The following is a 25,352-nucleotide window of genomic DNA, read 5'->3' as shown; positions in this document are numbered from 1 at the left end:
CTTCTATGACCGACCGCCAGGCGCCGACGCCGCGGCCACCAATCCAGGAGCCCCGGCCTCCGGAATCTCGGTGCCGTGCAGCGAGGTTCCCGCCGTCTCCCGCAGGAAAGCGCACGCGACCAGGCCGATCAGTGACGCGGCCACCATATAGCCCGCCGGGAACAGCGACCAACCGGTCCGTTCTATGACCGCTTCGTTGACCAGCGGGGCGGTCCCGCCGAACAGGGCCGTGGACACGTTGTAGCCCAAGGCGAATCCCGCGTAGCGCACCTGGGTCGGGAAGATGGCCGGGAAGGTCGAGCTGATGGTCGACAGCTGCGGCACGTACAGCAGGCCCAGCACGATGAATCCGAGGACGGCCCACACGATCCCGCGACCCATCAGCCAATACATGGGCGTCGCCAGCACGGCGAGCCCGAGCAGCGAGGCCAGCCACAGCGGGCGCCGCCCGATCCGGTCGGAGAGGCGGCCGAAGAACGGCAGCGCCACCATCATCACCAGCTGGCCGATCAACATCATGGCGGTGGTGGTGGATTCGCCCACGCCGAGGGTGTGTTGCAGGTAGGTCGGCTGGTAGGTGAGGAGCGTGTAGTTCACCACGTTGAGCGCCACCACCAGGCCGATCAGGGTGAACAGCTCGCGGCGGTAGGTGGTGAGCACGACGCGCAGACCGCCCGGCGGGGTGACCCGATCCGGGCGCTCGGACAACTCGGTGAACACCGGCGACTCGTCCAGCTTGGCCCGCAGATACCAACCGGTCAGGCCCAGCGGGACCGCCAGCAGGAACGGGATGCGCCAGCCGCCCGCGTACATGGCCTCCGACCCGAGCGCGAGCTGACAGACCAGCACCACCGCCGAACCGCCGACAAAGCCCGCGAGCGTGCCGACTTCGAGGAAGCTACCCAGGAACCCCCGCCTGCGGTCCCCCGCGCATTCCGCGAGATAGGTTGCCGCACCGCCGTATTCACCGCCGGTGGAGAAGCCCTGTACTACGCGCAGACCGATCAGCAGGATCGGCGCGAGCACACCCGCCGTGGCATGGGTGGGCAGGATGCCGATGGCGCCGGTGGCCACCGACATGAGCAGGATCGTGGTGGCCAGCACCGCCTTACGGCCGATGCGGTCGCCCAGCGGACCCCAGACCATGCCGCCCAGTGGCCGCAGCACGAACGAGACGGCGAAGCCCAGCATGGTGCCGAGCGTCCCCAGTGTGCCCGGGAAGAAGGCCGCGGTGAGGTAGCCGGCCGTGGCCGCGTACACGCCGTAGTCGAACCATTCGGTGGCATTGCCCAGGGCGCTCGCGATGACCGACCGCCGCAGCGGGAAGTCGGGTCTGTCGGGTTCCGTCGAATCTCGCATCACAGACCCTTACCCACGCTCACCATCGGCAAACTGCCTGGTCGGATGTCGTCAACAACCCGACACACGACCGCAAAGAGACCGCAGGGTCGGCGACGCGGCACCACCGGACGGACACCCGGGCAGACAGCCAGCCGTAGCGCACAACCCGATGATCGCGTTACCGTCTTGTGGGCGTACCGATTCGAGGGGGAGCAGCGACTTTGCCGAAACCCGCCGACCGCGCCCAGCCCCGGCAGCGCCACACCACGGGCAAGCCCCAGCGCCGTACTACCGGCAAGGCCGAGCCCCGCGCCACCCCCGATGATCATCTCCGTGCCGTCCTCAATTCCCGCCACCGCGCACCCCGAGAGCGACGACGCATCCCGAAGTCGGCGATCATCATCGGGGCAGGCATGGCCGTCTCGATCGCGCTGGTGGTCGTGGCCAACAGCAGGCACCACGCACCGGCGACACCGACCCTGACCGGCGAGGGCCCGGCCGCCGTCACCAGCGCCATCGCCACCTCACCACCGGCCGACAGCTATCCGCACGCCACCGCCGGTTGCTTCACCACCATCACCGGCGACACCGTCACCGGAGCCGGTCCCGGCGACCCGGCGACCGGGCCGGGCGCGATCCTCGGCTTCGAATGGGCCTACTACAGCGACAGATCCGGCGCCCGCGCCCGCGAATGGGTGACCGCCGACGCGCAGGTGCCGACCGCGGAAACCATTCAGGCCGGGATCGATTCGATGCCGGTGGACACGAAGTACTGCGCGCACATCACCCGCGCCACGGGCGATACCGGCGACACCTGGAATGTCACGCTGTCCGAGCAGTATCCGACCGACCCGACACCGCAGCAGTGGGCGCAGACCATCACCACCGCCGAGGTCGGCGGGCGGGTGCTGATCACCGGAATCCGGAAAGCCCAGTGAGAGAGGACGACACACGCATGGAGAACAACCGTGATCGCGTGGTGTGGGACTACCCGGCAGCCGCGGCCTACACCAAGGCCGCCGACCAGGCGGCCACGCTGCTGGGCACCGCCCGCGACCATGCCGCCACCGTGGCCGGACTGGACCTGTCCGGGTTGGGCCTGTTCGGTGCGGAATTCGCGGCGGCCTGGAGCCGGGCGTGGAGCGATCACTCCGGTCACCTCGGCACCGCCGCGGCCGTCACCGACGGCTACGGCCAGGCCATCACCGGCTGGGGCCGGGTGCTCGGCGCGGTCGATACCGAGTCCGCCGCGCAGATCGCGGGCACAATACCGGGCACGGACGAAATCCAGGCCTAGCCGACCCGCGCGAAACCGATAGGGGGACAACGATTTGCAGACCGGATTCCAAGCCGATGCGAGTGAACCGGCGCTGGTGACCGCGCTGGTCGCGCCGCTGGTGAAACTGCGCGCCGCCCTCGGCGACGGCGCCCGCCCGGATGCGGCCGGGCTGTCGGCGATGTCGGCGGTCCCCGGGGTGGTGCGCGCTTCCGACGACACCCACCGCGGCGGCCTCACCCCGCTGGCGGCCACCGAGACCGCCGCCGCCGCGGTGCCGGTGATCAAGAAGACCAGCGGTGAGGTCGCGGCCCTGTCCGACGTGGCTCCGGCCTTCGCGCCGCTGCTGACCTCGGCCTACGGCGTTCGGGACAAGGCCGCCGCCGCGCTCGACTCGTTGATCTCCGACTTCCGCACCCAAGCCACACCGTTGGTGAATTCCGCACGCTCCCAGGCGGACCTGGACGCGGTCGTGACCCTGGCCGCCGACCGCCTGCAGAGCGGAGTGGGCGTGATCAAGGCCGCCGACGGTGAAATGGACGCGCTGACCACCCAGCTCGCGCAGGACCAGCCGCACGTGACCACCCCGGAGGTCACCCCCGTCTCCGATTCCACGGGCCAGCCCGGCCTCGCCGTGCCCGCCCAGGGGCAGCCCGGACTCGCGGTGCCCGCCGGCAGCCAGGCCGACGCCTTCACCGGCGCCTCGCTCCCGAATCAGGAGACGGCCCAACCGGATTCGAGTACACCCGAGCCCGCCACCAACCCGCCGTCGGGCACCGATCCGGGAAACGGCACCGATCCGCAGTCCGGTACCGATCCGGAGTCCGGCACCGACACCACGCCGGGTGCCGACACCACCGCCCAGCCGACGCCGACCGATCCGCTGCAAGCCGCCCAACAGGCCATCCAGAACGCACTGTCCGCGGCGACGCAGGCGATCACCACCGGTATCCAGCAGGCCGAGACCGCACTCCAGAATGCGTTGGCCGGCGGCACTTCTCCGCAGCCCGACGGCACGACTCCGGCCCCGGCCGATACGACACCGGATCAACCCCCCAGCGCGCCACCACAATCCACCCCGCCCAGCGCGGGCGTGCCCGACCCCGGCACTGTTCCCGACCCCAGCCCCCTTCCCGACTACAGCGCCGTCCCGGACCCCAGCCCGGTTCCCGACCCCGGCCCCGTCCCCCACCACGGCGGCGCACCCGTACCACCGATCACGGCAGACCCCAAGCCCGGCAACGACATCCAACAACCCCGCGACGGTCAGGCGGGCGTCACCTCGATCCCGGCCCCGGGACTCGCGCGTGACGGCCAGGCGGGCGTCACCCCGATCTCGCCCGCTCCCACCGGCCGTCCCCGCGACGGCCAGGCGGGCGTGACGTCGCCCCCGAACACCCCCTAGGAGCCCCTCATGCCCGACTTGTTCGGCGGCCTGCGCGGATTCGCGGGCCCGACCCTGCCGACCAACCCCACTCCCCCACCGGCTCCCGTGCCCGAGCCCGACCCCGTCGAGGAGGACTACGGCCCGGCGCGCAGCATCCTCGACCTCGGCGAGGCCCCGATGGCGCGGCCCGGTCAGACCACGACACTCTGGGGCGCCCCCGAGCGTGCGGACGCGCTGTGGGGCCCGATGGCGGCCGCCGAGCCCGTGCTCGGCGCCGAGTCCACCGCGATCGCCATGGGGCGCATCGAAACCGAGACCACGTATCACGAGATCGAGGTCATGTCCTCGATCGAGCTGTCGACCACCATCTCCATCGAAATCGAGGCCCATCCTCATGAGCGAGCCAGCGAGCACCGATCTGGTGGCGATCGCGACCAGCAGCAGCCCGGCCGGCACCGTCGCGGTGACCTGCACTGATCAGGGCATCGTGACCGGATTGCAGTTCGAGGTCGGCGATTACGCGCACGGCGCAGCCGCCCTGGCCGCCGAGATCGTGCGCCTGGCGCAACGCTCGACCCTGCTCGCGCGGGCTCGCCGCCGCGAAACCCTCGCCGGTATCGGGCTGGCCCCGGTGCTGCTCGATCGCCTCGGCCTGCCCGACCCCGCGACCGTGGCCGCCGAACTCGACCGCCTCGACGCCCCGACCGCCGACGATGTCCCGCGTAGCTGGGTGCGTGCCCTGTGAGCGCCGATATGCGGGCCCTGATCGCCGAGGTCGCCGATCAGCTCGAGGCCCTCACCCTCGCCTCCGACGGACTGGCCCGGCTGACCGGCCGCGCCACCAGCCCCGACGGCGCCATCACCGCCCACGTGGCGGGCGACGGTGAACTGACCGGCCTGTGGCTGTCGGAATCCATCACCGCCCGACCGCCGCACCAGGCCGCCTTCGACATCACCGAAACCATCGGCGCGGCCGCCGCCGACGTCGCCGACCAGCGCGCCGCGCTGCTGGCCCGGCTGAGCGAAACCCTCACCTAGACAACGGCTCGACACGCCCGGTCGGCGGCCGCTCGGATGCCGTCAACATCACGACACACGGGCGTAAAGAAACCGTCAGGATCGGCGACTTGACCAGCGCAGAAGGTATGAGTGGAGAGTCCGGCCGCGCCCCTTTCGAACGCGGCCGGGCACATACCCGGGCACAGAGGTAAGGAGAAGCCGTGGCGCACCTCGCCGTCACCCTGATGGTGATCTTCGGATTCGTCGGATGCGCGCTCGTGCTGCGCGTGCTGGCCACCACCGAAGGGACTCGCGCACCCGTCCGCACGGCGCAGCAGGGCATCCGCGCACCTCGCGCGATGATGGACGAGTGAAACGCGGTCAACTACGCATCTATCTCGGCGCTGCCCCCGGCGTGGGCAAAACCTTCTCGATGCTCTCCGAAGCGCACCGGCGGGTGGAACGCGGCCGCGATGTGGTGGCCGCCGTCGTCGAGACGCACGGCCGCTCCAAGACCGCGGAAATGCTGGGCGGGATCGAACGCATCCCGCCCCGAATGATCGAGTACCGCGGCACGAGCATGCCCGAACTGGATGTCGAGGCCGTGCTGCGCCGGCGACCGGCCGTGGTGCTGGTCGACGAGCTGGCGCACACCAATGTGCCGGGCAGCAAGAACGAGAAGCGCTGGCAGGACGTGCAGGAGCTGCTGGACGCGGGCATCGATGTGGTGTCCACGGTCAATGTGCAGCACCTCGAGAGCCTCAACGACGTGGTCGAGCAGATCACCGGCATCGTGCAGCGGGAAACCGTGCCGGACTGGGTGGTTCGCTCCGCCGACCAGGTGGAACTGGTCGACATCACCCCGGAAGCGTTGCGCCGCAGAATGTCCCACGGCAACGTGTACGCCGCCGAGAAGGTGGACGCCGCGCTGCGCAACTACTTCCGCCCCGGCAATCTGACCGCACTGCGCGAACTGGCCCTGCTGTGGCTGGCCGATCAGGTGGACGCCGCCCTCGCCAAATACCGCGAGGACCACAAGATCACCAAGACCTGGGAGGCCCGCGAACGGGTGGTGGTGGCGGTGACCGGCGGCCCGGAATCCGAGACCATCGTGCGCCGCGCCAGCCGCATCGCCGCCAAGTCCAGCGCCGAGCTGATCGTGCTGCACATCGTGCGCGGTGACGGCCTGGCCGGGGTGTCGCAGCAGCGGCTGGGCCGCCTGCGCGACCTGGCCACCAGCCTCGACGCCAGCCTGCACACCGTCACCGGCGAGGACGTGCCCTCGGCGCTGCTGGATTTCGCGCGCCAGGTCAATGCCACCCAGCTGGTGCTGGGCACCTCCCGGCGCTCGCGCTGGGCCCGCATGGTCGACGAGGGCATCGGCGCGACCGTGGTGCAGGAGTCCGGAAAGATCGACGTGCACATGGTGACCCACGAGGAATCCAACAAGGGCGGCGGCTTCCGGTGGTCCTCGCTGACCCGCGGCGAACGCAAGATCGGTTCCTGGTCGGCGGCCTTCCTGGTGCCGTCGGTGATCTGTGCCGTCATCTATTTCTGGCTCGATCGCCTGCTGGATCTCAGCGGGGAGAGCGCCCTGTTCTTCATCGGCGTGCTCGCGGTCGCACTGCTGGGCGGCGTGGCCCCGGCGGCGCTGTCGGCGATTCTGTCGGGCATCCTGCTCAACTGGTTCTTCACCGAACCGCGCTACAGCCTGACCATCGCGCAACTGGACAACTTCCTCACCATCGTGGTCCTGCTGGCCGTGGCTGTCGCGGTGGCGGCCCTGGTCGATGTGGCGGCCAAGCGAACCCGGGAGGCGCGCAAGGCTTCCCGGCAGGCCGAACTGCTCGCCCTGTTCGCGGGCTCGGTGCTGCACGGCGCGGATCTGCAGGATCTGCTCGAGCGCGCCCGCGAGACCTGGGGACAGGAGGCGGTCAGCCTGATCGCCGACGACACCGTGGTCGCCTCGGCGGGCGAGAACCCACCGTCCAAGGTCGACGACTCCCTGACCGCATTGGAGGCAGGCGATGACATGCACTGGCTGCTACTGCGCGGACGTCCCGTGACCTCCGGGGACCGCCTCGTGCTCGGCGCGGTCGCGAATCAGGCAGCCGGACTGGTGCATCAGACCCAGTTGCAGGAGGAGGCCAGCGCCGCCCAGGCGGTCATGGAGGCCGACAAGCTGCGCCGCGCGCTGCTCTCGGCGGTCAGCCACGACCTGCGCACCCCGCTGGCCGCGGCCAAGGCGGCGGCGTCGAGTCTGCGCAGCGACGATGTCGAGTTCTCCCCGGAGGACACCGCCGAATTGCTGGAGACCATCGAGGAATCCGTGGATCAGCTGACCGCCCTGGTCGGCAACCTGCTGGACTCCTCGCGACTGGCGGTCGGGGTGATCAAGCCGCAGGTGCGCAAGGTGTATCTGGACGAGGTGGTGCATCACGCGCTCATGGGCATGGGTACCCGCGGCATGCGCCGCACCACCATGGACCGGGTGAAGGTGGATGTGGACGCCGTCTCGGTGCGCGCCGATCCCGGTCTGCTGGAACGGGTGCTGGCCAACCTGATCGACAATGCCGCCCGCTACTCGCCGCGCGATTCGGTGGTGCGGGTGGCCGCCGAGCAGGTCGGCAAACGGGTGGCGGTTACCGTGGTCGATACGGGTCCGGGCGTTCCGACGGGCCTCGAGGACCAGCTTTTCGAGCCGTTCCAGCGGCTCGGCGACCGCGACAACTCCACCGGTGTGGGCTTGGGACTGTCGGTGGTTCGCGGCTTCGTGGACGCCATGGACGGCACCGTGCACGCGGAGCCCACCCCCGGCGGCGGACTGACAATGGTGATCGATCTGCCCGCCGGGGACGACCCCGCGGGCACGGCAGAGGAGAACGGGTGACGAACGCGGCGGCAGCGCCGACCAGAGTGCTGGTGGTCGATGACGAACCACAGATCCTGCGCGCCCTGCGCATCAATCTGTCGGTGCGCGGCTACGAGGTGACGACCGCGTCCAATGGCGGGGCCGCCCTGCGGGCCGCCGCCGAAAAGCACCCCGACGTCATCATTCTCGACCTCGGCCTGCCCGATATGGACGGCATCGAGGTGCTCGCGGGTCTGCGCGGCTGGTCGACCGCCCCGGTCATCGTGCTCTCCGCGCGCACCGACTCCTCGGACAAGGTGGAGGCCCTCGACGCCGGCGCCGACGACTACGTCACCAAGCCGTTCGGCATGGACGAACTGCTGGCCCGGCTGCGCGCCGCGGTCCGCCGCTCCGCCAATACCAACGACGCCGCCGAGCCGATCATCGAAACCGGTTCCTTCACGGTGGATCTCACCGCGAAGAAGGTGACCCGCCACGGCCACGACGTGCACCTGACCCCCACCGAGTGGGGTGTGCTGGAGATGCTGGTCCGCAACAAGGGCAAGTTGGTCGGCCGCCGCGAACTGCTGCGCGAGGTGTGGGGCCCGTCGTACGCCACCGAAACCCATTACCTGCGGGTGTATCTCGCCCAGCTGCGCCGCAAACTCGAGGACGACCCCTCGCAGCCGAAGCATCTCCTGACGGAAGCAGGCATGGGCTACCGCTTCCAGTCGTAGACACCTCCCGCCCCTGGCGATACCCCGGCGCAACCCAGCCTCGTCATCCCGGCGTGTTTTTGGCCGGGATCCACACCCGCAGCGTTGGATTCCGGCCAAAAGCACGCCGGAATGACGGGGAGATCAGCCGCACAAAGAAGATCAGGGAGCTCTCACGCGCCGAATCGGACAGAATCGCGCGGAGAGCTCCCTGATCTAGTAGGACCCCTTTAGCTCGGCAGGGCCGCCGTGTGTTCGGATTTCACGGCGTCGAGTTTCTGGGGGTCCAGGCCGAGGCGATCCAGGACGGTGGGGGCCACCTGGGTCAGCGAAACCTGGTCGGGCACATCGTGCTTCGAGATGCCGGAGCCGACGACCAGCAGCGGGACGTGGCGGTCCTCGGGGCTGGAGCCGCCGTGCTCGGCGATCTTGGACTTGCCCGCGGTGTAGACGGTGCCGTTGGTGCCCGCGAACAGGTCCGGCACGCGGGGGTCATCGGCGTTGGTGCCGAAGAACTTCACGGCGTCGGTGCCCGCGTACACCTGTGCGGTGTCCACCCCGGAGGCGGTGTAGGGCTTCGGGTTACCGCTGATGTCGGTGCCGGTGCCGTTGGCCTCCAGCAGCTTTCGCTTCGCGAAGGCGACGGCGTCGGGCGAGCGGTCGGCCAGCCACCACAGGATGGCGGCGTCGTCGATCGAGTGCGCGATCAGCTTGGGGGTCTCCGGGTGGGTGGCCGCCCACTCCTTGTTGATGCCGTCGATGATCGGCTTGTCGTCCACGCGGGTCAGCCCGTCCGGCTTGATGGGCGACTGCCCGTGCTTGGCGGTCAGCACGATGGTGGTCTTGTCGGTCAGCCCGGCCTTGTCCAGGGCGGCGACGAAGCGGCCGACCTGCTGATCCACGAAGTCCAGCGCACCGGTCAGCAGCCCACCGGGCTTGCCGTCGGCGCTGTAGCCCTTGGACGCGGGCAGCTTCTGCGTCACCGACACGTCCTGGAAGTTCATGCCGAACACCGCGGGCACGCCGACCTGCTTGGCGCCGGAGTGGTCCTTGCCGTTGATCTCGTTGACGATCGCGTCGGCCTTGTAGGTGTCGTAACGCTTGGTCTGGTCCGAATCCTTGGTCCAGGCATCACCCTTGGGCGAGTTGCTGTCGATCTCCGGGGTGAACAGGTCGTCGATCGAGCGACCGCCCTTACCGTTCATGATCTGGTAGGCCGGGTGCTTGTCCGACCAGGCGGTGCGCTGACCGGCCTCGTGGACCACCGAGAAGATGGTGTTCACCTTCAGGTAGTCGGCGGGCGCAATCGGCTTGCAGGTGGCCGGATCCACCGGCAACTTGGCCGGATCCAGCACGCTGCTCGGATCGTCGGTCATCGCCGCGATGCCGTCGGGCAGACCGGAAAGGCCCTGGCCGCCGTCGAGATCCTCGGTCTTCTTGTCGATCTCCTCGGTCAGCGGGACCTGCGCGCCCTTCTTCGCGGTCGCGCAGTCCTTGGTGCCCGCGGGCAGCAGGTCACGAGCCCAGGTGTCGTCGTAGTAGACGCCGGTGGTCTTGGGGCTGCCGCCGGTGATCATCGCCATGGTGCCCGGGAAGGAGTCGGCCGGGGTCAGCACCTGCGCGTTGGTGTACTGCGCGCCGCGGGCGACCAGCTTGGCCAGCGTCGAATCCTGGTGCGCCGCCACATAGTCGGCCAGATCGGACTGATGCATGCCGTCGATCGACAGCAGCAGTACATGCTGATCGTGCTTGGCCGTATCGCTGCTGCCGCACCCGGCGACCGCAAACCCCATCGCCGCACATGCACCGGCGGCGACCAGCCGGTATCCCATCTTGCGCACCTGACCCCACTCCAATCCTCACCTCCGGCTCCCCTGAACGAGTGAACCGAGATCCGGAAAGGTTTGCGGGCGCGGGTAACGGGCGGGCGTCGCGGCGGTGATGGCCGCGCGAATATTCGCTACGCGGCGCCGATCACCGCGACAGCCGGATCGGCAACGACTTCAAACCGTTGTTCAGGTTCGAGCGGATGCGCCGGGAATCGCCGGTCTGCTCGAGCTTCGGGTAACGCGCCAGCAGCTCCTCGAAGAACACCCGGCCCTCCAGCCGCGCCAGATGCACACCCAGGCAGAAGTGCTGAGCCAGCCCGAAGGACAGGTGCGGGTTGGGGTTCCGGTGGATGTCGAAGCGCTGGGCGTCGGCGAAGACGTCCTCGTCGCGATTGGCCGAGGTGTACCACATGGCGACCTTGTCGCCCGCCTTGATAGGGACGCCGCGGATCTCGGTGTCGGCGGTGGCGGTGCGGCGGAAGTAGTGCAGCGGGTTGGCGTAGCGCAGGATCTCCTCCACCGCACCGGGAATCAGCGCCGGGTTGTCTCGCAGGGCCTGCAGTTGGTCGGGATGCGCGAGTAGCAATTCCAGGCCCGAGGACAGCATGGTCTTGGTGGTGTCGTTGCCCGCAGTCACCAGCTGGGTGAAGAAGCTGCCGAATTCCAGGTCCGACATGGGTTTTCCGCCGAACGCCCCGGACAGGATGAGCCCGGTGAGATCGGCCTGCGGTTCCTGCTCGCGCCGCGCCATCGAGAACTGGATGGCGTAGATGGCCATCTTGGTGAGCTCGGCGGTGACGTCGAAATCGCCGACCAGTTCCGGATCCTGTTGGCTGGTGGACTGTTCGGCCCACTGCCGGATGCTCGGCCAGTCCGCTTCGGGGATGCCGAACATGCCGCCCACCACCTGGCTGGGCAGCACGCCCGCCACGTCGTGCACGAATTCCACGTCGCCGTCGACACTGTCGAGCAGGGCGCGGGTGAGTTCCCGGATGCGGTCCTCGAGTTCGCCGATCACCCGGGCCTTGAAGTGCTCGGCCAGCGGGCGGCGGTAGTCGGTGTGCCGGGGCGGGTCCATCATGAGCAGCATGTTGCGGGTCTGCTCGAGGCGTTCGGGCGGCTGATTCTCCAGGATCACGCCGCCCTCTTCGGCGGAGAACAACTGCGGATTGCGGGCCACGTGGGCGACATCGGCGTGCTTGAGAATCGCCCAGTAGCCGGGCTCGCCGGGCATCTCCTGCCAGTGCACGGGATCGGTGCGCCGCAGTCCGGCGAAGATCTCGTGGATCGGTCCGGCCACATAGAGCTCCGGATCGTAGATGTCGGTGACCGTGCCCACGTCGCACCTCGGTATTCACTTGCGGATCTGCGTCTTTCGTTCCCGACGCTAAACCCGTGCGGCGCACGGTGACACGATTACGGACGAACATCCCATTCAGTGGACATGGCGTCAGTGAGCGTGCGGCACCCCGTGCCAAGGCCGTCATGGGCAATGAACCACCATGGAGGCCATGCCGATTGCCGCGATCGTGTTCGACATGGACGGTGTGCTCATCGATACCGAGCCCATCTGGGAAGACGTCCGACGGGAGTACGTCGACGAACTGGACGGCCGCTGGCTGCCCGACACCCAGGACCGGTTCATGGGCATGAGCACCTCCGAATGGTCCGAATACACCAGCCGGGAACTGCTCGACGGCCGCCGCACACCCGACGAGGTGGCCGAGGACGTCATCTCACGAATGGCCGCCCGCTACACCGAGCACCTGCCGCTCATGCCCGACGCCACCGAGACGGTCCGCCGCTTCGCGCAGACGTACACGCTCGGTCTGGCCAGCTCCTCGCCGCGGCGGCTCATCGATGTGGTGCTCGACCACATGGGCGTCACCGATCTGTTCACCGCGACGGTGTCGACCGAGGAAGTGGAGCGCGGCAAGCCCGCGCCCGACGGGTACCTCGAGGCCGCCCGGCGGCTGAGCATCGATCCGGCGCAGTGCCTGGCGATCGAGGACTCCAGCAACGGGCTGCGCGCCGCACACGCCGCGGGCATGACGGTGATCGCGGTCCCGCATCCCAAGTACCCGCCCGCCCCCGATGCCATCGCTCTCGCGGCCACCGTCGCCGACAGCCTGACCGACGTCACACCGGAGCTGGTGGCGGAATTCCGCTGACGGCGTCGGTGTTTCGAAGGACTGGCAACCAGATGGTTGTCCCGGGTGACTCAATGGGAGGATCTTTCCTATGTCCGAACAGACCGCCGCACCGCAGACCGCCGCCGCCGACCAGTCCGCCGAACCGGTGAAGCTCTGGGCCGAGCGCACGGGCACTCGCGCCTACACGGGCCGCAACAACCGCGGCGGTGAGGTGCTCATCGCGTCCGCGGGGGTGCCCGGTGCGTTCACCCCGGGTGAGCTGCTGAAGATCGCGCTCGCGGGCTGCTCCGGACTCAGCGCCGACTTCACCCTCGCCCGCCGCCTCGGCGAGAGCTTCGACGCCACCGTCCACGTCTCCGGCGATGCCGACCGCGAGAACGAGGTCTACCCGGAGCTGACCGAGGAGTTCGACCTCGACCTGTCCGAGCTCGACGAGGAAGCCCGGCAGCGCCTGCTGGTCGCCGCCCAGCGCGCCATCGACAAGGTGTGCACGGTCGGCCGCACCCTCAAGGCGGGCACCACCGTCAACCTCACCTTCCGTATCGACGAATGAGTGCGGAACCGGTCCGGCTCAGCGCCTGGGTCCACGGTGATGTGCAGGGTGTCGGGTTCCGTTGGTGGACCCGTTCGCGCGCCCTCGAACTGGGCCTGACCGGCTACGCCCGCAACCACCGCGACGGCCGCGTACACGTTGTCGCCGAAGGACCCCGCGAACGCTGCGAAACCCTCCTCGACCTGCTACGTTCCGGTACTACACCGGGTCGGGTAAACCTGGTGGTGGAAGACTGGAACACCGCCCAGGGCGGCATGACAGGATTCGAAGAACGCTAGCGAGCGGCGAGCCCACGGAGTCGACCGATGCCAACGAACCGTCCCGGTGATCCGGACAACCCGGACCGCCCTATTCCCGACCCCGCGCAGCCCAGCGAATCCCACACCGGCCCAACAGATCCCGCCCACCCGGGTGCCTTCCATTACCCCGTCGTCGGCGAATCCGATCAGCCCGCATCGGCGGCGAACCCGACCGCAGGGCTACCCGGACCGTCGGGCGGCAGCGACCCGACCGTCCGATTCCCGACCTGGCCGGAACCCACGATCCGAATCGAAGCCCCGGCCGGCGGCTTCGAACACCACCCGCTCCCGCCCTACCCGGAAGACGATCCCGCCCCCGGCGGCGTGCCGCCGACGCCCGTGCAGCCGACGCTGCCGTTGCCCGCGGATTTCGGGCAGGAGCAGGGTGGGGAGCATCATGGGCCGCATCGGCTGGCGGGGGAATCCCATGGCGGCCCTGGTGCTTTCGGGCAGGCGGTGACGCCGGGTCCGGGGCTCGACGAGGGCGGGTTCCTGTTATCGGGGCCGTCGCCGTATCCGGCGGAACCGGCGTTGCCTGCGCCGGTGGATGAGCCCCGGCCACCGCGGCGCGGGCGCATCGTCACGCAGGAGGAGGGGGTCACGCAGCCGCGGCCGCCTACGGTGGCGGAGGCGCGAGCCCGGGAGAAGGCGCGGCGGCGGGCCGAGGAGCAGGAGCGGGCCGAGGAAGAGGCCGCGGAAGCCAAGCGGCGCAAGAAGAAGCGGGTGCTCATCGGCGGGGCCGCGGTCGTGGGGATCGCGGCGCTGGTGGGTGGCGGTTATCTGGTTGCCCAGGCGTGGAACGGGCCCGAGGTGTCGGCCATGTGCACCGTGGTGGCCAAGCAGGGCGAGGTGGTGCCGACCGGGCCGGGCCAGAGCGTCACCGCCACACAGGACAATCAGGAGATCGTGGTTCCGGACAACTACTGTTCGGATGCATCGGATCGCGGCGACAGCGGTATTCACCCGGGCTTCTTCTTCCTGGCCGGGCACTCCTACCGCTACTACTACGGCGGCTCCGGCAGCATCGGGCACGCGCCGTCGGGCGGCAGCATCTCCGCCCCGTCGGGCGCGACGGTGAAAACCAAGAGCGGCAGCACGATTCAACGCGGCGGTCTCGGCGCGAAGCTTCACGGCAAGGGTGGTTCCTAGTGCGACGCGAACGCGGCAACCCGCGACCGGGCTGGCAGCGGATCATCGAGGGGCAGGGTCTGGTCTACGGGTCGCCGGGGCAGTACGCCAACGGTCAACCCCGTCCGTACTGGGACGAGTCGGTGCACTACGTCTTCGACATGGACGAGATCCTGGCCATGGAGGCGCAGGTCGAGGTGCTGCACACCATGTGCCTGCACGCCGTCGAACAGGTGGTGCTGACCGAGCGTTTCGCGGATTTCGGTCTGCCGCAATGGAGTTGGGAGCACATCACCAAGTCCTGGCACCGCTCCGACCCGCACATCTACGGCCGCTTCGACATGCGCTACGACGGCCGCGGCCCCGCAAAACTGCTGGAGTACAACGCCGATACGCCGACCTCCCTGCTGGAGGCGGCAATCGTGCAGTGGCACTGGCTGACCGACACCCACCCCGATGACGATCAGTGGAACTCGTTGCACGAGAAGCTGGTCGAGCGCTGGGGTGAGATGCGCGATACCCTGCCCGCCGGTCAACTGCACTTCAGCTGGTCGGGCGCGGACTCCTCGGGCGAGGACAATGTCACCACCGCCTATATGCAGGAGACCGCCGCCGAGGCCGGGTTCGACACCGTCGCACTCCCCATCGAGGATGTCGGCTACGACACGGAGCTGGACCGTTTCGTCGATCTGGCCGAGGCCCCCATCGAGGCCATCTTCAAGCTCTACCCGTGGGAGTGGGCGCTCGACGACGACTTCGGCAAGCGTGTGGTCACCTCGCTGCCGGAAACCATGTGGCTGGAACCGCTCTGGAAGACCCTGCTGTCCAACAAGGCCATCCTGGCCGTGCTGTGGGAGATGTACCCGGGCCACCCCAATCTGCTGCCCTGCTACCTCGACGACCCGCACGAGCTGACCGAGTACATCCGCAAGCCCAAGCTCGGCCGCGAGGGCGCGAACATGACCATCGTCGGCGCGGGCATGGAGACCGCCACCGGTGGCGTCTACGGCGAAGAGGGCTACGTCTACCAATTGCTGGACCCGCTGCCCGAATTCGACGGCATGCGGCCGGTGCTGGGTGCTTGGATCGTGGGCGACACCTCCGCGGGACTGGGCATCCGCGAGACCGTCGGCCTGATCACCGACGACTCCTCGACCTTCGTCCCGCACCGCATCCCGCAGTGACCGACTCCCCTGTGACCACCCCGAATCACCCCAAGGAGCACCGATGACGGTTCTCGCGCTCGAAGCAGGCTACTGGCACTCCCTCGGACGCGGCGTCGGCGCGATCCTCTGCTACGCCGTGCTGGGCCTGGTGCTCCTACTGCTCGGCTTCCAAGCCGTGGACTGGACCACGCCGGGCCCACTGCGCTCCATGGTCGCCCGCGGCCTCCCCAACTCCGTCATCATCAGCTCCGCCGCCATGCTCAGCGTCGCCCTGATCGTGGTCTTCGCCATCTACGCCCAGGCGGGCAAACTCACCGAGGGCCTGATCGCCACCACCGTCTACGGCCTGGTCGGCATCGCGGCACAGGTGGCCGCGACGCGCGCCCTGGAGTACGTCCTCGGCATCAACATCGGCGCAGTCCTGAAGAACCCGGAATTCAGCATCGAATCCGTCGTGGTCTCGGCCGCCCACATCTCCATCGGCGCGGTGATCGCCTTCGCGATCCTCTAACGCACCCGCCCGTATTTGATGAAGGCGACGCCGTCTTCGAAGATGCGGCTGGTGATCACCCGGAAGCGGGAGGGTTCGGGGAGTTGGCCGCAGGCGCCGAAGAGGGGGCGGCCGTGGCCGAGGACGATGGGGTAGAGCTTCAGGAAGACCTGGTCGATCTCGGGGAGCAGGGTTTGAGCGAGTTCGCCGCCGCCGCACAGCCAGATGCCGAGGCCCTTCTCGCGCTTGAGTTCCCGGACCCGATCGAGCGGGTTGTCGGCGATCAACTCCACATCCGAGGCCGGAGCCTCCGGCAGCGTGGTGGAGACCACGAACTGGCGCAGGTGCGCATACGGGCTGGAAGTGCCGGTGCGGACACCGAAGTCGTGGGTTTTGCGGCCCATGATCACGGTGTCGAAGTTCTGGCAGGGTTTGTCGACGCCGAGCACCTGACGCACCTTGGTCGGCAGCGTCTCGGGATACTGCGCGATGATCGCGGGCCCGTGGTCGCCCCCGACGGGGAAGAAGTCGACCGAGCCCGCATCGGTGGCGATGAATCCGTCGATGGTGGCCGAGACGAAGTAGGTCAGTTTGCGCATCTGTTTCCTCCAGGCGGCACAACGCATGCCGCTAGTGAAAAAGGTAGCGCCAAATCACTCCCGATTGGGAGGCTCGATCACATCACGTACACCGGAGGGGTAATTAAACCCGCTGGTCTCAGCCGCGCGGGCGGGGTTGACAGCGTGGGCAGGAGAAAGACGAACGGTTCATGAACTTCTCCCGGCGCATGATCGCACCGCAGCGGCGGCAGGGCTCGTCCTCGCATCCGTAAGCATTGAGCGAACGCTCGAAGTACCCGGATTGCCCGTTCACGTTCACGTAGAGCGCGTCGAAGGAGGTGCCCCCGGCCTGGAGTGCCTCCCCCATCACGTGCTGGGTCTCGGTCAGTAGGGCGTGCAATGCGGGCTTGCTCAGCTTCTCCGCCGACCGCTCACCGTGAATCTTGGCCCGCCACAGCGCCTCGTCGGCGTAGATGTTGCCGACCCCGGACACCACGGTCTGATCCAGCAAGAGCCGTTTGATCTCGGAGTGCTTGCCGCGCAACGTCTTCACGACGGCGTCGGCGTCGAAACGGGGATCGAGGGGATCGCGCGCGATGTGCGCCGCGGACTCGGGCACCCAGGTGCCGTCCACCTCGACCAGATCCGAGAGCATCCAGCCGCCGAACGTGCGCTGATCGATGAACCGCAGCTCATTGCCGTCGTCGAGGGCGGCGATGATGTGCGCGTGCTTCTCCAGCGGCGCGTTCGCGGGCTGCACGAGCATCTGCCCGGACATGCCGAGGTGCACGACGAGGGAGGTATCGGGCTCATCGAAGGTGAGCCACAGGAATTTGCCCCGCCGCTGCGCGCTGTCGACGCGCAGTCCGGTCAGTCGGGCGGCGAGATCGTCCCCGCCGAGCTCGTGCCGACGCACCGAGCGCGGATGTTTGACGGTCACCCGGTCCAGGACGCGGCCCACCACGTGTTCGGTGAGCCCGCGCCGGACGACTTCGACCTCGGGGAGTTCGGGCATCTAGCTCTTCGAGCCGTCTGAACCCTCGGGCGCGTTCTCGGCGTGCAACGCCTTGTAGGCCGCGCCCGCGGCCTTCTGCTCCGCTTCCTTCTTGGAGCGGCCCACCCCCTGGCCGTAACCCTTCCCACCGATCACCGCGGTGGCGGTGAACTCCTTGTCGTGGTCGGGTCCGGTGGAGGTGATCTCGTAGCTGGGCACGCCGATGCCGCGCTCGGCGGTCAGTTCCTGCAGGCTGGTCTTCCAGTCGAGCCCGGCCCCCATGCGGGGACCGCGCTCGAGCAGATCGGCGAACAGCCGCAGGACAACGGTGCGTGCCACATCGATGCCGTGCTCGAGATGCACGGCACCCAGCAGCGATTCCATGCCGTCGGCGAGAATGCTGGGCTTGTCCCGGCCGCCGGTGAGCTCCTCGCCCTTACCGAGCAGGAGATGGCGGCCGAGGCCGCCGGCACCGAGCACCCGGGCCACTTCGGCCAGCGCGTGCATGTTGACCACGCTCGCGCGCAGCTTGGCCAGCTCACCCTCGGACTTGTCCGGGTGCTCCAGATAGAGGCGCTCGGTAATGCTCAGACCGAGCACCGAGTCGCCCAGGAATTCCAGGCGCTCGTTGGTCGGCAGGCCACCGTTCTCGTAGGCGTACGACCGGTGCGTCAGCGCTAGGCGCAGAAGCTCCGGTTGTACGTCCACGCCGAGAGCCTCGAGCAGGCTGGCATGGTCGGCTGCATCACCTACGGCGGACAAATCCGCCGCGTCCTTGCTGGCGGTCACGGTCGCTGCTTGATGCGAAATCAGATCGCCGAGGTGACCTGGCGGCCCTTGTAGGTGCCGCAGGACGGGCAGGCGATGTGCGGCAGGGTCTGCTGGCCGCAGGCGCGGTTCGGGCAGGTGATCAGGGTCGGCGCGGTGGCCTTCCACTGGCTGCGACGCGCGTGGGTGTTGGCACGGGACATCCGGCGCTTCGGAACGGCCACGACTAGCTCTCCTCTGTCTTGCTTGCGGCACCGTTGTGTCCCGCAAGGGTGGAATCTGTTGATGGGTCCGACGCAGTGTCTGCATCGGTCGACTCAGCAGTAGTGAAAGTTGCGAGTCGGGCCCAGCGAGGGTCAAGTATCTCATGACCGTGTCCGGAACCCGCAATCGCCATCTTGACGCCGCATTCCGGGCACAGACCGGCACAGTCGGGTTCACACAGCGGCTGCAGCGGAAGCTCCAGGCCGACGGCGTCCACGACGACCGGTTCCAGGTCGATCATGTCGTCGACGAGACGATGGATCTCGTCTTCCTCGGTGGTCTGCTCGGTCGCGCTGTCCGGGTAGGCGAACAGCTCCGTGAGGTGCAATTCGAGCTCGTCGGTGAACGATTCGAGGCAGCGCGAGCATTCACCCTCGATGGGCGCGTGCACGGTGCCCATGACGAGCACACCCTCGGAGACCGACTGCAGGGTGAGATCCATTTCGATCTCCGCACCGACCGGGATGGCGACCAGGTCGAGCCCGAGCCGCTTATCGGTGGTGAAGACCCGATGCCGTTCTTTCATCGACCCGGGGGCGCGTCCGAGACTGCGCACATCCAGCACAAAGCCCGCGTCGATCACCTGCTGACGATGACGCGAAGGCTTACCGGAATCGGCAGGCATAGACGAACTCACCTCACGGTAGATGGGGGAATGGGCAACCACCCCACAATACCGAAAGCCCCGCTCGCAACCCAAACGGGGCAAGCGGGGCACGAGAGTGGTTGCTCAGCGGCGGAATTCGGAGGCGTAGTCGGGGATGGGCCCGCCGGAACGCACCTGGTGGCGGCCGCGGCCGACGATGCGCAGGGTGTTGGAGAGGGTTTCCTCGAAGTCGGCGAGCTTGCCGTCGACGTAGTCGTCGCATTCGGAGCGCAGGCGGTCGGAGTCGGCCTGGGCGCCGTCGATGAGGCGCGCGGATTCGGTGTGGGCGGCGCGGACCACCTCGGTCTGGGAGACCAGGCGTTCCTGTTCGGCCTTGCCGTCGGCGACCGAGCGGTCGTAGGAGGCTTGGCCCGCGGCGGCGAGGCGGTCGGCCTCGGTGCGGGCGCGGCCGGTGAGCACGTCGTATTCGTTCTTGCCGTCGGCGACGGTGCGCTCGGCCTCCTCCTCGGCGGAGGAAACGAGGTGTTCGGCGTGGGCGCGGGCCTCGGCGACCATGCGGTCGGCGTGCGCCTTGGCGTCGGAGAGGATGCGGTCGGCCTCGTCGCGGGCGGAGGTAACCGTGTGGTGCGCTTGCTCGTTCGCGGTCTTGACCGTGGTGTCGGCGCCGGTGCGGGCGTCGGTGACGATCTTGTCGCGGTGATCGAGCACGTCCTGGGCGTCGTCGAGCTCGCCGGGTAGGGCGTCGCGGACGTCGTCGAGCAGTTCCAGGACCTCGCCGCGCGGCACGATGCAGTTGCGGGTCGGTGGGATTCCGCGGGCCTCTTCGATGATGGCCACCAGTTCGTCGAGCGCTTCGAATACCCGGTACATGTGCTACCCCACTCTCCTGCCAGGACTCACGGCGAGACTCTCCGCTGCAGCCAGTCTGCCAATCTCCGCGCTGTCAACAAGGTCCGACACGGCGTGTCGCCGGTTTTCCAAAACATGGCCTGTTTCACAGACAGCAAAAACAAGTGGAGGGAATAGCTCCACTTGGGTTACCGTTGAAGGGCAAGACAGTGCCCGCCCAATGGCGGTGGCCCGGAAGCACTCCCGGACCGCCTGGTCGGCATAGCAGCGTTCGGATGGGGAAGACCATGGCTGTCCACGAGATTCCGGATCGGGCGACGATGCCCGGCACCGGTCTGGTGAACACCTATGCCTATGGCACCGAGGCCCTCACCCAGGGCGCGGTGGACCTGCACGCCTCGGGCATCCGGGGATTGGCCCGGCTGGGTGTGTGGCTGCGCGGTGACGCGGTCTTCGCGCAGTTGATTCGTTTCGCCCTCGTCGGCGGCCTCAGCAATGTCGGTTACGTGCTGCTGTTCCTGGCGCTCTACGGCGGCGGCCCGCAGCTGGCGAATCTGGCCGGTTCCATCGTCAGCACCGCACTCGCCAACGAGATGCACCGGCGGCTCACCTTCCAGGCGGCCGACCGCGTGCGCTGGTACACAGCCCAATTGGAGGGCGGCGCGCTGGCACTGGCCGGTCTGGCCATCACCTCCGGCTGCCTGGCCATCCTCGAAGTCACCGCCCCCGGCATGGGAGACGTCGCCGAAGCCCTCGCCGTCCTGGCCATCACCGCCGCCGTCGGCACCATGCGCTTCCTCACCCTCCGCCTCTGGGTCTTCTGACCCCACCCACTCCCCCGACCTCGCACCCGCCCCGGACCGAATTCCGGCGCGCCGTGCGAGGTTTCGGCGTGTCCACCCCCATCCCGGAACCCCGCTCGGACTGCCCGCGTCCAACAAAGCATCCGATCGACGAAAGGGGTTCCGACATGGACCGTTGGCGCGGATGCCTTGGGGGACGCCGAGATACAGCGGGCCCACGCCCACAACGCCCACCCACCCGAGCGTGCGCATCCTGCGTGCGCCCCCGCCCTACCCGTCCACAGCGCAGGGAGGGCGAATGAATACCGAGACGACGAAGACCGGGCGGCGTTGCGAAGCAACGCGATCGCGGCGGGCGCTGCTCGAGGGGTGTGGTGCGCGGCCGGGACCGGGGCAGCGGAGTGGGCTGGATCGGCGCGAGCAGCATCGGCAGTTGGTTCGGGAGGTGGTGGCGGAGATGGCGGCGGGGACCGTGGTGAGCCATCAGTCGGCGGCGGTTTTGTACGGGACCGGGTTGTGGCGGGCGCCTTTGGAGCGGGTGTGCGTCACGCGGAATCGGCGGGGCGGAGGGAGGGTGCGGGCGATGACGAAAGTTCATGGGTCGCCGGTGGATTCGGCGGTGGAGGTGGATGGGCTGCTGGTTACCACGCCTGCGCGGACCGTGGTCGATCTGGCCCTGACGCTGCCGTTGGATGTGGCGGTGGTGGCGGGCGATGCACTGGCCGGGGCCTTCGGCCTCACCGCGCTCGAGCTCGCCGACGAGCTCGCTCAGGCCAAGGGACGGTATGGGATCGGCAAGGCCAAGCAGGTGGTGGGGATGGTGGATGGGCGGAGTCAGAGCATCGGGGAATCGTTGAGCCGCCTCATGATTCATCGACACGGGTTGCCGCGGCCCGGGTCGCAGGGGAATGTGTTCACACCTGACGGGCGGTTCGTGGCGCGGGTCGACTTCTATTACGAAGCCGCGGGGGTGGTGTGTGAATTCGACGGGCCGACCGCTTACGGCCGATTGCTGCGGCCGGGGCAGGATCTCGCGACCACCGTCGCGCGTGAGCGCACTCGCGAGACCTACTTGCGCACGCTGGGTTTCGAGGTGATCCGCTGGACCTGGGACGAGCTGGTGCGAGGCAACCCCGCACAACGCCTGCGCGCGGCACTCACCGCCCAACGCGCTTCGACCTTCGGCCGCATCGAACCGGCCGCCGCCCCCGAACCCCGCCGCCTCCCGATCCGGGCGGTATGACCGCGAGCCGCACGCTCGCAGGGCCGTAAGGGGTTGCAGCCCTGCGAGCGTCAGCCTGTGCGGTCCGCTATTTCTTGCGTTCGGCGATGCGGGCCAGGAGGCGCTTGTGCACGACCGGGGGGAGGAAGTCGGCGATGTCGCCGCCGTAGGAGGCTACTTCCTTGACCAGGGAGCTGGAGACGTAGCTGTAGGTGGGGTTGGTGGCGATGAAGTAGGTGTCGACGCCGGTGAGTTTGCGGTTCATCTGGGCCATTTGGAACTCGTAGCTGAAATCGGTGAAGTCGCGCAGGCCCTTCACCATGGCGGTGATGCCTTCTTGTTTGGCGAAGTCGACGAGTAGTCCGCGCCAGGATTCCACGCGCACATTGGGGAGGTGCGCGGTCACTTCGCGAATCAGTTCCATGCGCTCTTCGACGGTGAACATGCCTTGCTTGTTCGGGTTCACCACGACGGTGACCACGACCTCGTCGAATTGCTCAGCGGCACGCGCTATCACATCGAGATGTCCATTGGTCACCGGATCGAACGACCCCGGGCACAGTGCTCCAGCCATGGCCGCACGCTACCCTATGGGGTAGGGGCGATTTTCGACCGGCCAATTCGGACAATTCAGTCATGCCTGGTCAGCTATGGATTTGCAACCCTGCAACTGCTCGCCCAACGTTCGCCCAATCGCTCATCCAGTTCGCGTACTGTTCGGTTTGCTCCCGTTGATCGTTTGAGAAGCCAATTGCGAAGCTGCATCGGCAATCTCGCTCGATCAGGAAGTACACATATGGCAACGGCATCGTTGGGTCGGAAGATCGCAGTCTCTGTGGCTGTGACCGTGAGCGCGTTCGGCGGCCTGGTAGGCGCGACCGCGTCCGCCGACCCGGGCGGCCACGGGTCAGCACCCGAGCACATTTTTTACATCATGATGGAAAACCAGGGTGACGAGGACATTCTCGGCAATACCGCCGATGCGCCGTACATCAACGACTTGGCGAACAAGTACGGCGTCTCCACCGGTTTCCACGGCGTGACGCACCCGTCGCTGCCGAACTACCTGTCCATGTTCTCGGGCGACTTCCAGGGCATCTGGGACGACTGCAAGGCCGGCGCCGACTCCAAGTGCGCCCCTGAGGAATTCGTCCCGAACTCCGGTGACGGCACCTCGACCGCGTCGCTGACCCCCGCGCAGGTCGCCTCCGCGACCAACCAGCCGCACATGTTCGCCGGCAAGAACCTGGTCGACCAGCTCGAGGCCAAGGACAAGTCCTGGAAGGCCTACATGGGCGGCATGCCCTCGGCCGGTTTCGAGGGTGAGTTCGCCCCGGGCGTCGTCAACGGCACCCTGGTGAAGCTGTACGCCCAGAAGCACAACCCGTTCATGTACTTCTCGGACATCAACACTCCCGGAAACAAGCGTCTGCAGAACGTGGTTCCGTTCGAGAACAACTTCGACGCCGACCTGAAGAGCGGCCACGTGCCGGCCTTCACCTGGATCAGCCCCGACCAGTGCTCGGACATGCACGGCATCTCGCACGACGCCGCCGCGCTGATCAACAAGCCGACCTGCGAGGAGCCGGCCACCGGCGTCGCGCACGGCCCGATCCACCTGGGTGACGACTACCTCAAGGACACCGTCACCAAGATCATGAACTCGGAGACCTGGAAGCACTCGCGCTCCAGCATCGTGATCTCCTGGGACGAGAACGACTACTCGGGCTTCTCCGGCGGCCCGGGCAGCCCGGTCGGCGCGAACAATGTCGTGCTCGGTGGCGGCGACGCCCCGCTCCTGGTGATCAACTCCGACAACGATCACAAGAAGGACAAGAACAAGAAGGACAACGACCACAAGACCTCGACCGAGGTCTCCGACCACTACTCGACGCTGTCCGCGATCGAGGAGATGTGGCACCTCGGCTGCCTGGCCAACACCTGCAAGCACAAGGCGCCGGAGTCCTTCCGGGACCTGTTCGAGGACTGACCTTCTCGACAATCTCGACCGTTGCCCGCCGTGTCACCCACGGCGGGCAACGCCGCGTTCCGGGATCAGTTCTCGACGGTGGTCTCGAAACCGAAGGCCGCGACCAGGCTCGGGTCGTTGAACGAGGTGATGCGGGCGATGCGGTCACCGATCAGGGTCAGCACCTGAATTCCGTACGCGCCGTAGCGGTTTCCCTCCAGGTGTTTGTAGGCGACGAGCGCGGGCTGACCGTTGGCGCGGGTCGGGCGCAGCAGCCACAGGCGCGGGCGCACGACGCGGGCCATGAGGAAGCCGTGCACCGCCTCGCGGCCAGTGAACCACGTTGGGATGGGCGGCATTTCCATCTCGACGTCGGCGCGCAACAGGGCCAGCAGCGCGGCATGGTCGGCGCGAGTGAAGGCGTCGACGTAGTCGTCGAGCAGGCGACGCTGCCCGGATTCGTCGGGTTCGGCCAGATCCTCTTGCACCGGACCCGATTCGGTGAGCCGGGCGCGGGCGCGCCGCAGCGCGCTGTCCACGGCGATCGGGGTGGTGTCGAGCATGGTGGCAACCTCCGCGGATCGGAAGGCCAGCACGTCGCGCAGGGTGAGCACGGCGCGCTGGCGGGCGGGCAGGAGTTGCAGTGCCGCAATGAAAGCCAGCCGAATCCCGGCCCGACCGGCCACGATCGCGGCCGGATCACCGAACCCCAGCAGACTGTCGGGCGCGGGTTGCAGCCACGGCACACTCGGCTCCCGCGCCGCGATCGTCACCCGATGATCGTCCTCGGGCGCACCCAACCCCGAAGGCAACGGCCGCCGCGCCCGCCCGTCCAACGCCGTCAGACACGCCATAGTCGCGATCTTGTACAGCCAATTCCGCAGTGACGAACGCCCTTCGAATCGGTCGAATCCCCGCCAGGCGCGCAGATACGTCTCCTGCACCAGATCCTCGGCGTCCTGCACCGACCCGAGCATCCGATAACAGTGCGCCAGCAGTTCCGGCCGGAATCTCTCTGTGAGAGTGGTGAATTCACGTTCGCTGGGCACTGCGGTCTCGCTGGGCACTGCGGTCTCGCGAGGCATGGCCACCACTCCCGGAGGTGCGCTGATCGTCATGGTCGCGGCA

29 protein-coding genes are annotated in these 25,352 nt (G+C 68.1%); 18 read left to right on the top strand and 11 right to left on the bottom strand.

The genetic code is table 11. The features are described from left to right. Nucleotides 1-3 precede the first annotated feature (3 nt). Entirely contained in the window at nt 4-1,359 is a 1,356-nt protein-coding gene (locus tag ACYVN4_RS31675; RefSeq protein WP_460725653.1) for an MFS transporter, read from the bottom strand. Nucleotides 1,360-1,562: 203 nt separating this feature from the next. On the opposite strand from ACYVN4_RS31675, the gene ACYVN4_RS31670 reads away from it, so the two are divergent. The 9 genes from ACYVN4_RS31670 (at nt 1,563) to ACYVN4_RS31630 (ending at nt 8,591) form a co-directional block, all read left to right on the top strand. After that, entirely contained in the window at nt 1,563-2,279 is a 717-nt protein-coding gene (locus ACYVN4_RS31670; protein ID WP_460725652.1) for a hypothetical protein, read from the top strand. 17 nt (nt 2,280-2,296) lie between these two features. Beyond that, complete coding sequence (locus ACYVN4_RS31665; protein WP_460725651.1) at nt 2,297-2,638, top strand: hypothetical protein; 342 nt, start codon at nt 2,297-2,299, stop codon at nt 2,636-2,638. A gap of 34 nt (nt 2,639-2,672) precedes the next feature. Then, a complete protein-coding gene (locus ACYVN4_RS31660; protein ID WP_460725650.1) occupies nt 2,673-4,022 on the top strand; it encodes a hypothetical protein in 1,350 nt (449 codons plus the stop codon). A gap of 9 nt (nt 4,023-4,031) precedes the next feature. Beyond that, nucleotides 4,032-4,481, top strand: a complete 450-nt coding sequence (locus tag ACYVN4_RS31655; protein WP_460725649.1) for a hypothetical protein — start codon at nt 4,032-4,034, stop codon at nt 4,479-4,481. Next, on the top strand, nt 4,468-4,749 hold the full coding sequence (locus tag ACYVN4_RS31650) for a hypothetical protein (RefSeq protein ID WP_460725648.1): 282 nt from the start codon (nt 4,468-4,470) through the stop codon (nt 4,747-4,749). The genes ACYVN4_RS31655 and ACYVN4_RS31650 overlap by 14 nt, the downstream gene beginning before the upstream one ends. After that, nucleotides 4,746-5,042, top strand: coding sequence for a hypothetical protein (locus ACYVN4_RS31645; protein ID WP_460725647.1), 297 nt, complete (start codon nt 4,746-4,748; stop codon nt 5,040-5,042). Before ACYVN4_RS31650 ends, ACYVN4_RS31645 begins: the two co-directional genes overlap by 4 nt. Nucleotides 5,043-5,224: 182 nt before the next feature. Continuing rightward, the gene (locus tag ACYVN4_RS31640) at nt 5,225-5,377 is read left to right on the top strand and encodes a hypothetical protein (protein WP_460725646.1); all 153 of its coding nucleotides are present in this window, start codon (nt 5,225-5,227) and stop codon (nt 5,375-5,377) included. Next, nucleotides 5,374-7,893: an ATP-binding protein gene (locus tag ACYVN4_RS31635; protein WP_460725645.1), complete on the top strand. Its 2,520-nt coding sequence runs from the start codon at nt 5,374-5,376 to the stop codon at nt 7,891-7,893. Before ACYVN4_RS31640 ends, ACYVN4_RS31635 begins: the two co-directional genes overlap by 4 nt. Further along, nucleotides 7,890-8,591: a response regulator gene (locus tag ACYVN4_RS31630; protein WP_460725644.1), complete on the top strand. Its 702-nt coding sequence runs from the start codon at nt 7,890-7,892 to the stop codon at nt 8,589-8,591. The genes ACYVN4_RS31635 and ACYVN4_RS31630 overlap by 4 nt, the downstream gene beginning before the upstream one ends. Before the next feature lie 209 nt (nt 8,592-8,800). Here the strand turns inward: ACYVN4_RS31630 and ACYVN4_RS31625 are convergent, their stop codons facing one another. Both ACYVN4_RS31625 and ACYVN4_RS31620 read right to left on the bottom strand, forming a co-directional pair. Next, on the bottom strand, nt 8,801-10,402 hold the full coding sequence (locus tag ACYVN4_RS31625; protein ID WP_460725643.1) for an alkaline phosphatase family protein: 1,602 nt from the start codon (nt 10,400-10,402) through the stop codon (nt 8,801-8,803). Between the two features lie 142 nt (nt 10,403-10,544). Further along, nucleotides 10,545-11,738, bottom strand: a complete 1,194-nt coding sequence (locus tag ACYVN4_RS31620; RefSeq protein WP_460725642.1) for a cytochrome P450 — start codon at nt 11,736-11,738, stop codon at nt 10,545-10,547. A 172-nt stretch (nt 11,739-11,910) separates the two neighbouring features. On the opposite strand from ACYVN4_RS31620, the gene ACYVN4_RS31615 reads away from it, so the two are divergent. The 6 genes from ACYVN4_RS31615 to ACYVN4_RS31590 all read left to right on the top strand — a co-directional run bounded on the left by ACYVN4_RS31615 (nt 11,911) and on the right by ACYVN4_RS31590 (nt 16,209). Beyond that, on the top strand, nt 11,911-12,570 hold the full coding sequence (locus ACYVN4_RS31615) for an HAD family hydrolase (protein WP_460725641.1): 660 nt from the start codon (nt 11,911-11,913) through the stop codon (nt 12,568-12,570). Between the two features lie 70 nt (nt 12,571-12,640). Continuing rightward, a complete protein-coding gene (locus tag ACYVN4_RS31610; RefSeq protein ID WP_460725640.1) occupies nt 12,641-13,105 on the top strand; it encodes an OsmC family protein in 465 nt (154 codons plus the stop codon). Beyond that, nucleotides 13,102-13,383 (top strand): acylphosphatase, encoded by a 282-nt coding sequence (locus ACYVN4_RS31605; protein WP_460725639.1) that lies wholly within the window; start codon nt 13,102-13,104, stop codon nt 13,381-13,383. Before ACYVN4_RS31610 ends, ACYVN4_RS31605 begins: the two co-directional genes overlap by 4 nt. 27 nt (nt 13,384-13,410) lie before the next feature. Then, on the top strand, nt 13,411-14,553 hold the full coding sequence (locus ACYVN4_RS31600) for a hypothetical protein (protein ID WP_460725638.1): 1,143 nt from the start codon (nt 13,411-13,413) through the stop codon (nt 14,551-14,553). Beyond that, nucleotides 14,553-15,716 (top strand): glutathionylspermidine synthase family protein, encoded by a 1,164-nt coding sequence (locus ACYVN4_RS31595; RefSeq protein WP_460725637.1) that lies wholly within the window; start codon nt 14,553-14,555, stop codon nt 15,714-15,716. Before ACYVN4_RS31600 ends, ACYVN4_RS31595 begins: the two co-directional genes overlap by 1 nt. A gap of 43 nt (nt 15,717-15,759) precedes the next feature. Then, complete coding sequence (locus ACYVN4_RS31590; protein ID WP_460725636.1) at nt 15,760-16,209, top strand: DUF350 domain-containing protein; 450 nt, start codon at nt 15,760-15,762, stop codon at nt 16,207-16,209. Here the strand turns inward: ACYVN4_RS31590 and ACYVN4_RS31585 are convergent. The 6 genes from ACYVN4_RS31585 to ACYVN4_RS31560 all read right to left on the bottom strand — a co-directional run bounded on the left by ACYVN4_RS31585 (nt 16,206) and on the right by ACYVN4_RS31560 (nt 20,251). Then, a complete protein-coding gene (locus ACYVN4_RS31585; protein WP_460725635.1) occupies nt 16,206-16,787 on the bottom strand; it encodes a dihydrofolate reductase family protein in 582 nt (193 codons plus the stop codon). The two genes, ACYVN4_RS31590 and ACYVN4_RS31585, sit on opposite strands and share 4 nt — an antisense overlap. A 118-nt stretch (nt 16,788-16,905) precedes the next feature. Beyond that, nucleotides 16,906-17,763 (bottom strand): bifunctional DNA-formamidopyrimidine glycosylase/DNA-(apurinic or apyrimidinic site) lyase, encoded by an 858-nt coding sequence (gene mutM, locus ACYVN4_RS31580; protein ID WP_460725634.1) that lies wholly within the window; start codon nt 17,761-17,763, stop codon nt 16,906-16,908. After that, on the bottom strand, nt 17,764-18,531 hold the full coding sequence (gene rnc / locus ACYVN4_RS31575; RefSeq protein ID WP_460725633.1) for a ribonuclease III: 768 nt from the start codon (nt 18,529-18,531) through the stop codon (nt 17,764-17,766). A 20-nt stretch (nt 18,532-18,551) separates the two neighbouring features. After that, complete coding sequence (gene rpmF / locus ACYVN4_RS31570) at nt 18,552-18,734, bottom strand: 50S ribosomal protein L32 (RefSeq protein ID WP_033088742.1); 183 nt, start codon at nt 18,732-18,734, stop codon at nt 18,552-18,554. Nucleotides 18,735-18,736: 2 nt separating this feature from the next. Beyond that, the gene (locus tag ACYVN4_RS31565) at nt 18,737-19,399 is read right to left on the bottom strand and encodes a YceD family protein (RefSeq protein WP_460725632.1); all 663 of its coding nucleotides are present in this window, start codon (nt 19,397-19,399) and stop codon (nt 18,737-18,739) included. Between the two features lie 105 nt (nt 19,400-19,504). After that, entirely contained in the window at nt 19,505-20,251 is a 747-nt protein-coding gene (locus tag ACYVN4_RS31560) for a DivIVA domain-containing protein (RefSeq protein WP_460725631.1), read from the bottom strand. Nucleotides 20,252-20,517: 266 nt separating this feature from the next. On the opposite strand from ACYVN4_RS31560, the gene ACYVN4_RS31555 reads away from it, so the two are divergent. Both ACYVN4_RS31555 and ACYVN4_RS31550 read left to right on the top strand, forming a co-directional pair. Next, entirely contained in the window at nt 20,518-21,054 is a 537-nt protein-coding gene (locus ACYVN4_RS31555; RefSeq protein WP_460725630.1) for a GtrA family protein, read from the top strand. A gap of 562 nt (nt 21,055-21,616) precedes the next feature. Continuing rightward, nucleotides 21,617-22,276 (top strand): hypothetical protein, encoded by a 660-nt coding sequence (locus ACYVN4_RS31550; protein ID WP_460725629.1) that lies wholly within the window; start codon nt 21,617-21,619, stop codon nt 22,274-22,276. A 67-nt stretch (nt 22,277-22,343) separates the two neighbouring features. Here the strand turns inward: ACYVN4_RS31550 and coaD are convergent, their stop codons facing one another. Continuing rightward, nucleotides 22,344-22,829, bottom strand: a complete 486-nt coding sequence (coaD, locus tag ACYVN4_RS31545; RefSeq protein WP_460725628.1) for a pantetheine-phosphate adenylyltransferase — start codon at nt 22,827-22,829, stop codon at nt 22,344-22,346. A 267-nt stretch (nt 22,830-23,096) separates the two neighbouring features. On the opposite strand from coaD, the gene ACYVN4_RS31540 reads away from it, so the two are divergent. Continuing rightward, nucleotides 23,097-24,245 (top strand): alkaline phosphatase family protein, encoded by a 1,149-nt coding sequence (locus ACYVN4_RS31540; protein ID WP_460725627.1) that lies wholly within the window; start codon nt 23,097-23,099, stop codon nt 24,243-24,245. Nucleotides 24,246-24,310: 65 nt separating this feature from the next. Here the strand turns inward: ACYVN4_RS31540 and ACYVN4_RS31535 are convergent, their stop codons facing one another. Then, entirely contained in the window at nt 24,311-25,342 is a 1,032-nt protein-coding gene (locus tag ACYVN4_RS31535) for a sigma-70 family RNA polymerase sigma factor (protein WP_460725626.1), read from the bottom strand. Nucleotides 25,343-25,352 lie beyond the last annotated feature (10 nt).

Source organism: Nocardia heshunensis (assembly GCF_054782115.1).
The sequence above is the reverse complement of the archived record's forward strand: the minus strand, read 5'-3'. Positions and strand labels throughout refer to the sequence as shown.

Bases quoted from the DNA above. Each gene is read 5' to 3' on its own strand.
- ACYVN4_RS31675 (WP_460725653.1), bottom strand. From the start codon at position 1,359: ATGCGAGATTCGACGGAACCCGACAGACCCGACTTCCCGCTGCGGCGG.
- ACYVN4_RS31665 (WP_460725651.1), top strand. From the start codon at position 2,297: ATGGAGAACAACCGTGATCGCGTGGTGTGGGACTACCCGGCAGCCGCG.
- ACYVN4_RS31655 (WP_460725649.1), top strand. From the start codon at position 4,032: ATGCCCGACTTGTTCGGCGGCCTGCGCGGATTCGCGGGCCCGACCCTG.
- ACYVN4_RS31625 (WP_460725643.1), bottom strand. From the start codon at position 10,402: ATGGGATACCGGCTGGTCGCCGCCGGTGCATGTGCGGCGATGGGGTTT.
- ACYVN4_RS31615 (WP_460725641.1), top strand. From the start codon at position 11,911: ATGCCGATTGCCGCGATCGTGTTCGACATGGACGGTGTGCTCATCGAT.
- ACYVN4_RS31610 (WP_460725640.1), top strand. From the start codon at position 12,641: ATGTCCGAACAGACCGCCGCACCGCAGACCGCCGCCGCCGACCAGTCC.
- ACYVN4_RS31605 (WP_460725639.1), top strand. From the start codon at position 13,102: ATGAGTGCGGAACCGGTCCGGCTCAGCGCCTGGGTCCACGGTGATGTG.
- ACYVN4_RS31600 (WP_460725638.1), top strand. From the start codon at position 13,411: ATGCCAACGAACCGTCCCGGTGATCCGGACAACCCGGACCGCCCTATT.
- ACYVN4_RS31590 (WP_460725636.1), top strand. From the start codon at position 15,760: ATGACGGTTCTCGCGCTCGAAGCAGGCTACTGGCACTCCCTCGGACGC.
- ACYVN4_RS31585 (WP_460725635.1), bottom strand. From the start codon at position 16,787: ATGCGCAAACTGACCTACTTCGTCTCGGCCACCATCGACGGATTCATC.
- mutM (WP_460725634.1), bottom strand. From the start codon at position 17,763: ATGCCCGAACTCCCCGAGGTCGAAGTCGTCCGGCGCGGGCTCACCGAA.
- ACYVN4_RS31565 (WP_460725632.1), bottom strand. From the start codon at position 19,399: ATGCCTGCCGATTCCGGTAAGCCTTCGCGTCATCGTCAGCAGGTGATC.
- ACYVN4_RS31560 (WP_460725631.1), bottom strand. From the start codon at position 20,251: ATGTACCGGGTATTCGAAGCGCTCGACGAACTGGTGGCCATCATCGAA.
- ACYVN4_RS31555 (WP_460725630.1), top strand. From the start codon at position 20,518: ATGGCTGTCCACGAGATTCCGGATCGGGCGACGATGCCCGGCACCGGT.
- ACYVN4_RS31550 (WP_460725629.1), top strand. From the start codon at position 21,617: ATGACGAAAGTTCATGGGTCGCCGGTGGATTCGGCGGTGGAGGTGGAT.
- coaD (WP_460725628.1), bottom strand. From the start codon at position 22,829: ATGGCTGGAGCACTGTGCCCGGGGTCGTTCGATCCGGTGACCAATGGA.
- ACYVN4_RS31535 (WP_460725626.1), bottom strand. From the start codon at position 25,342: ATGACGATCAGCGCACCTCCGGGAGTGGTGGCCATGCCTCGCGAGACC.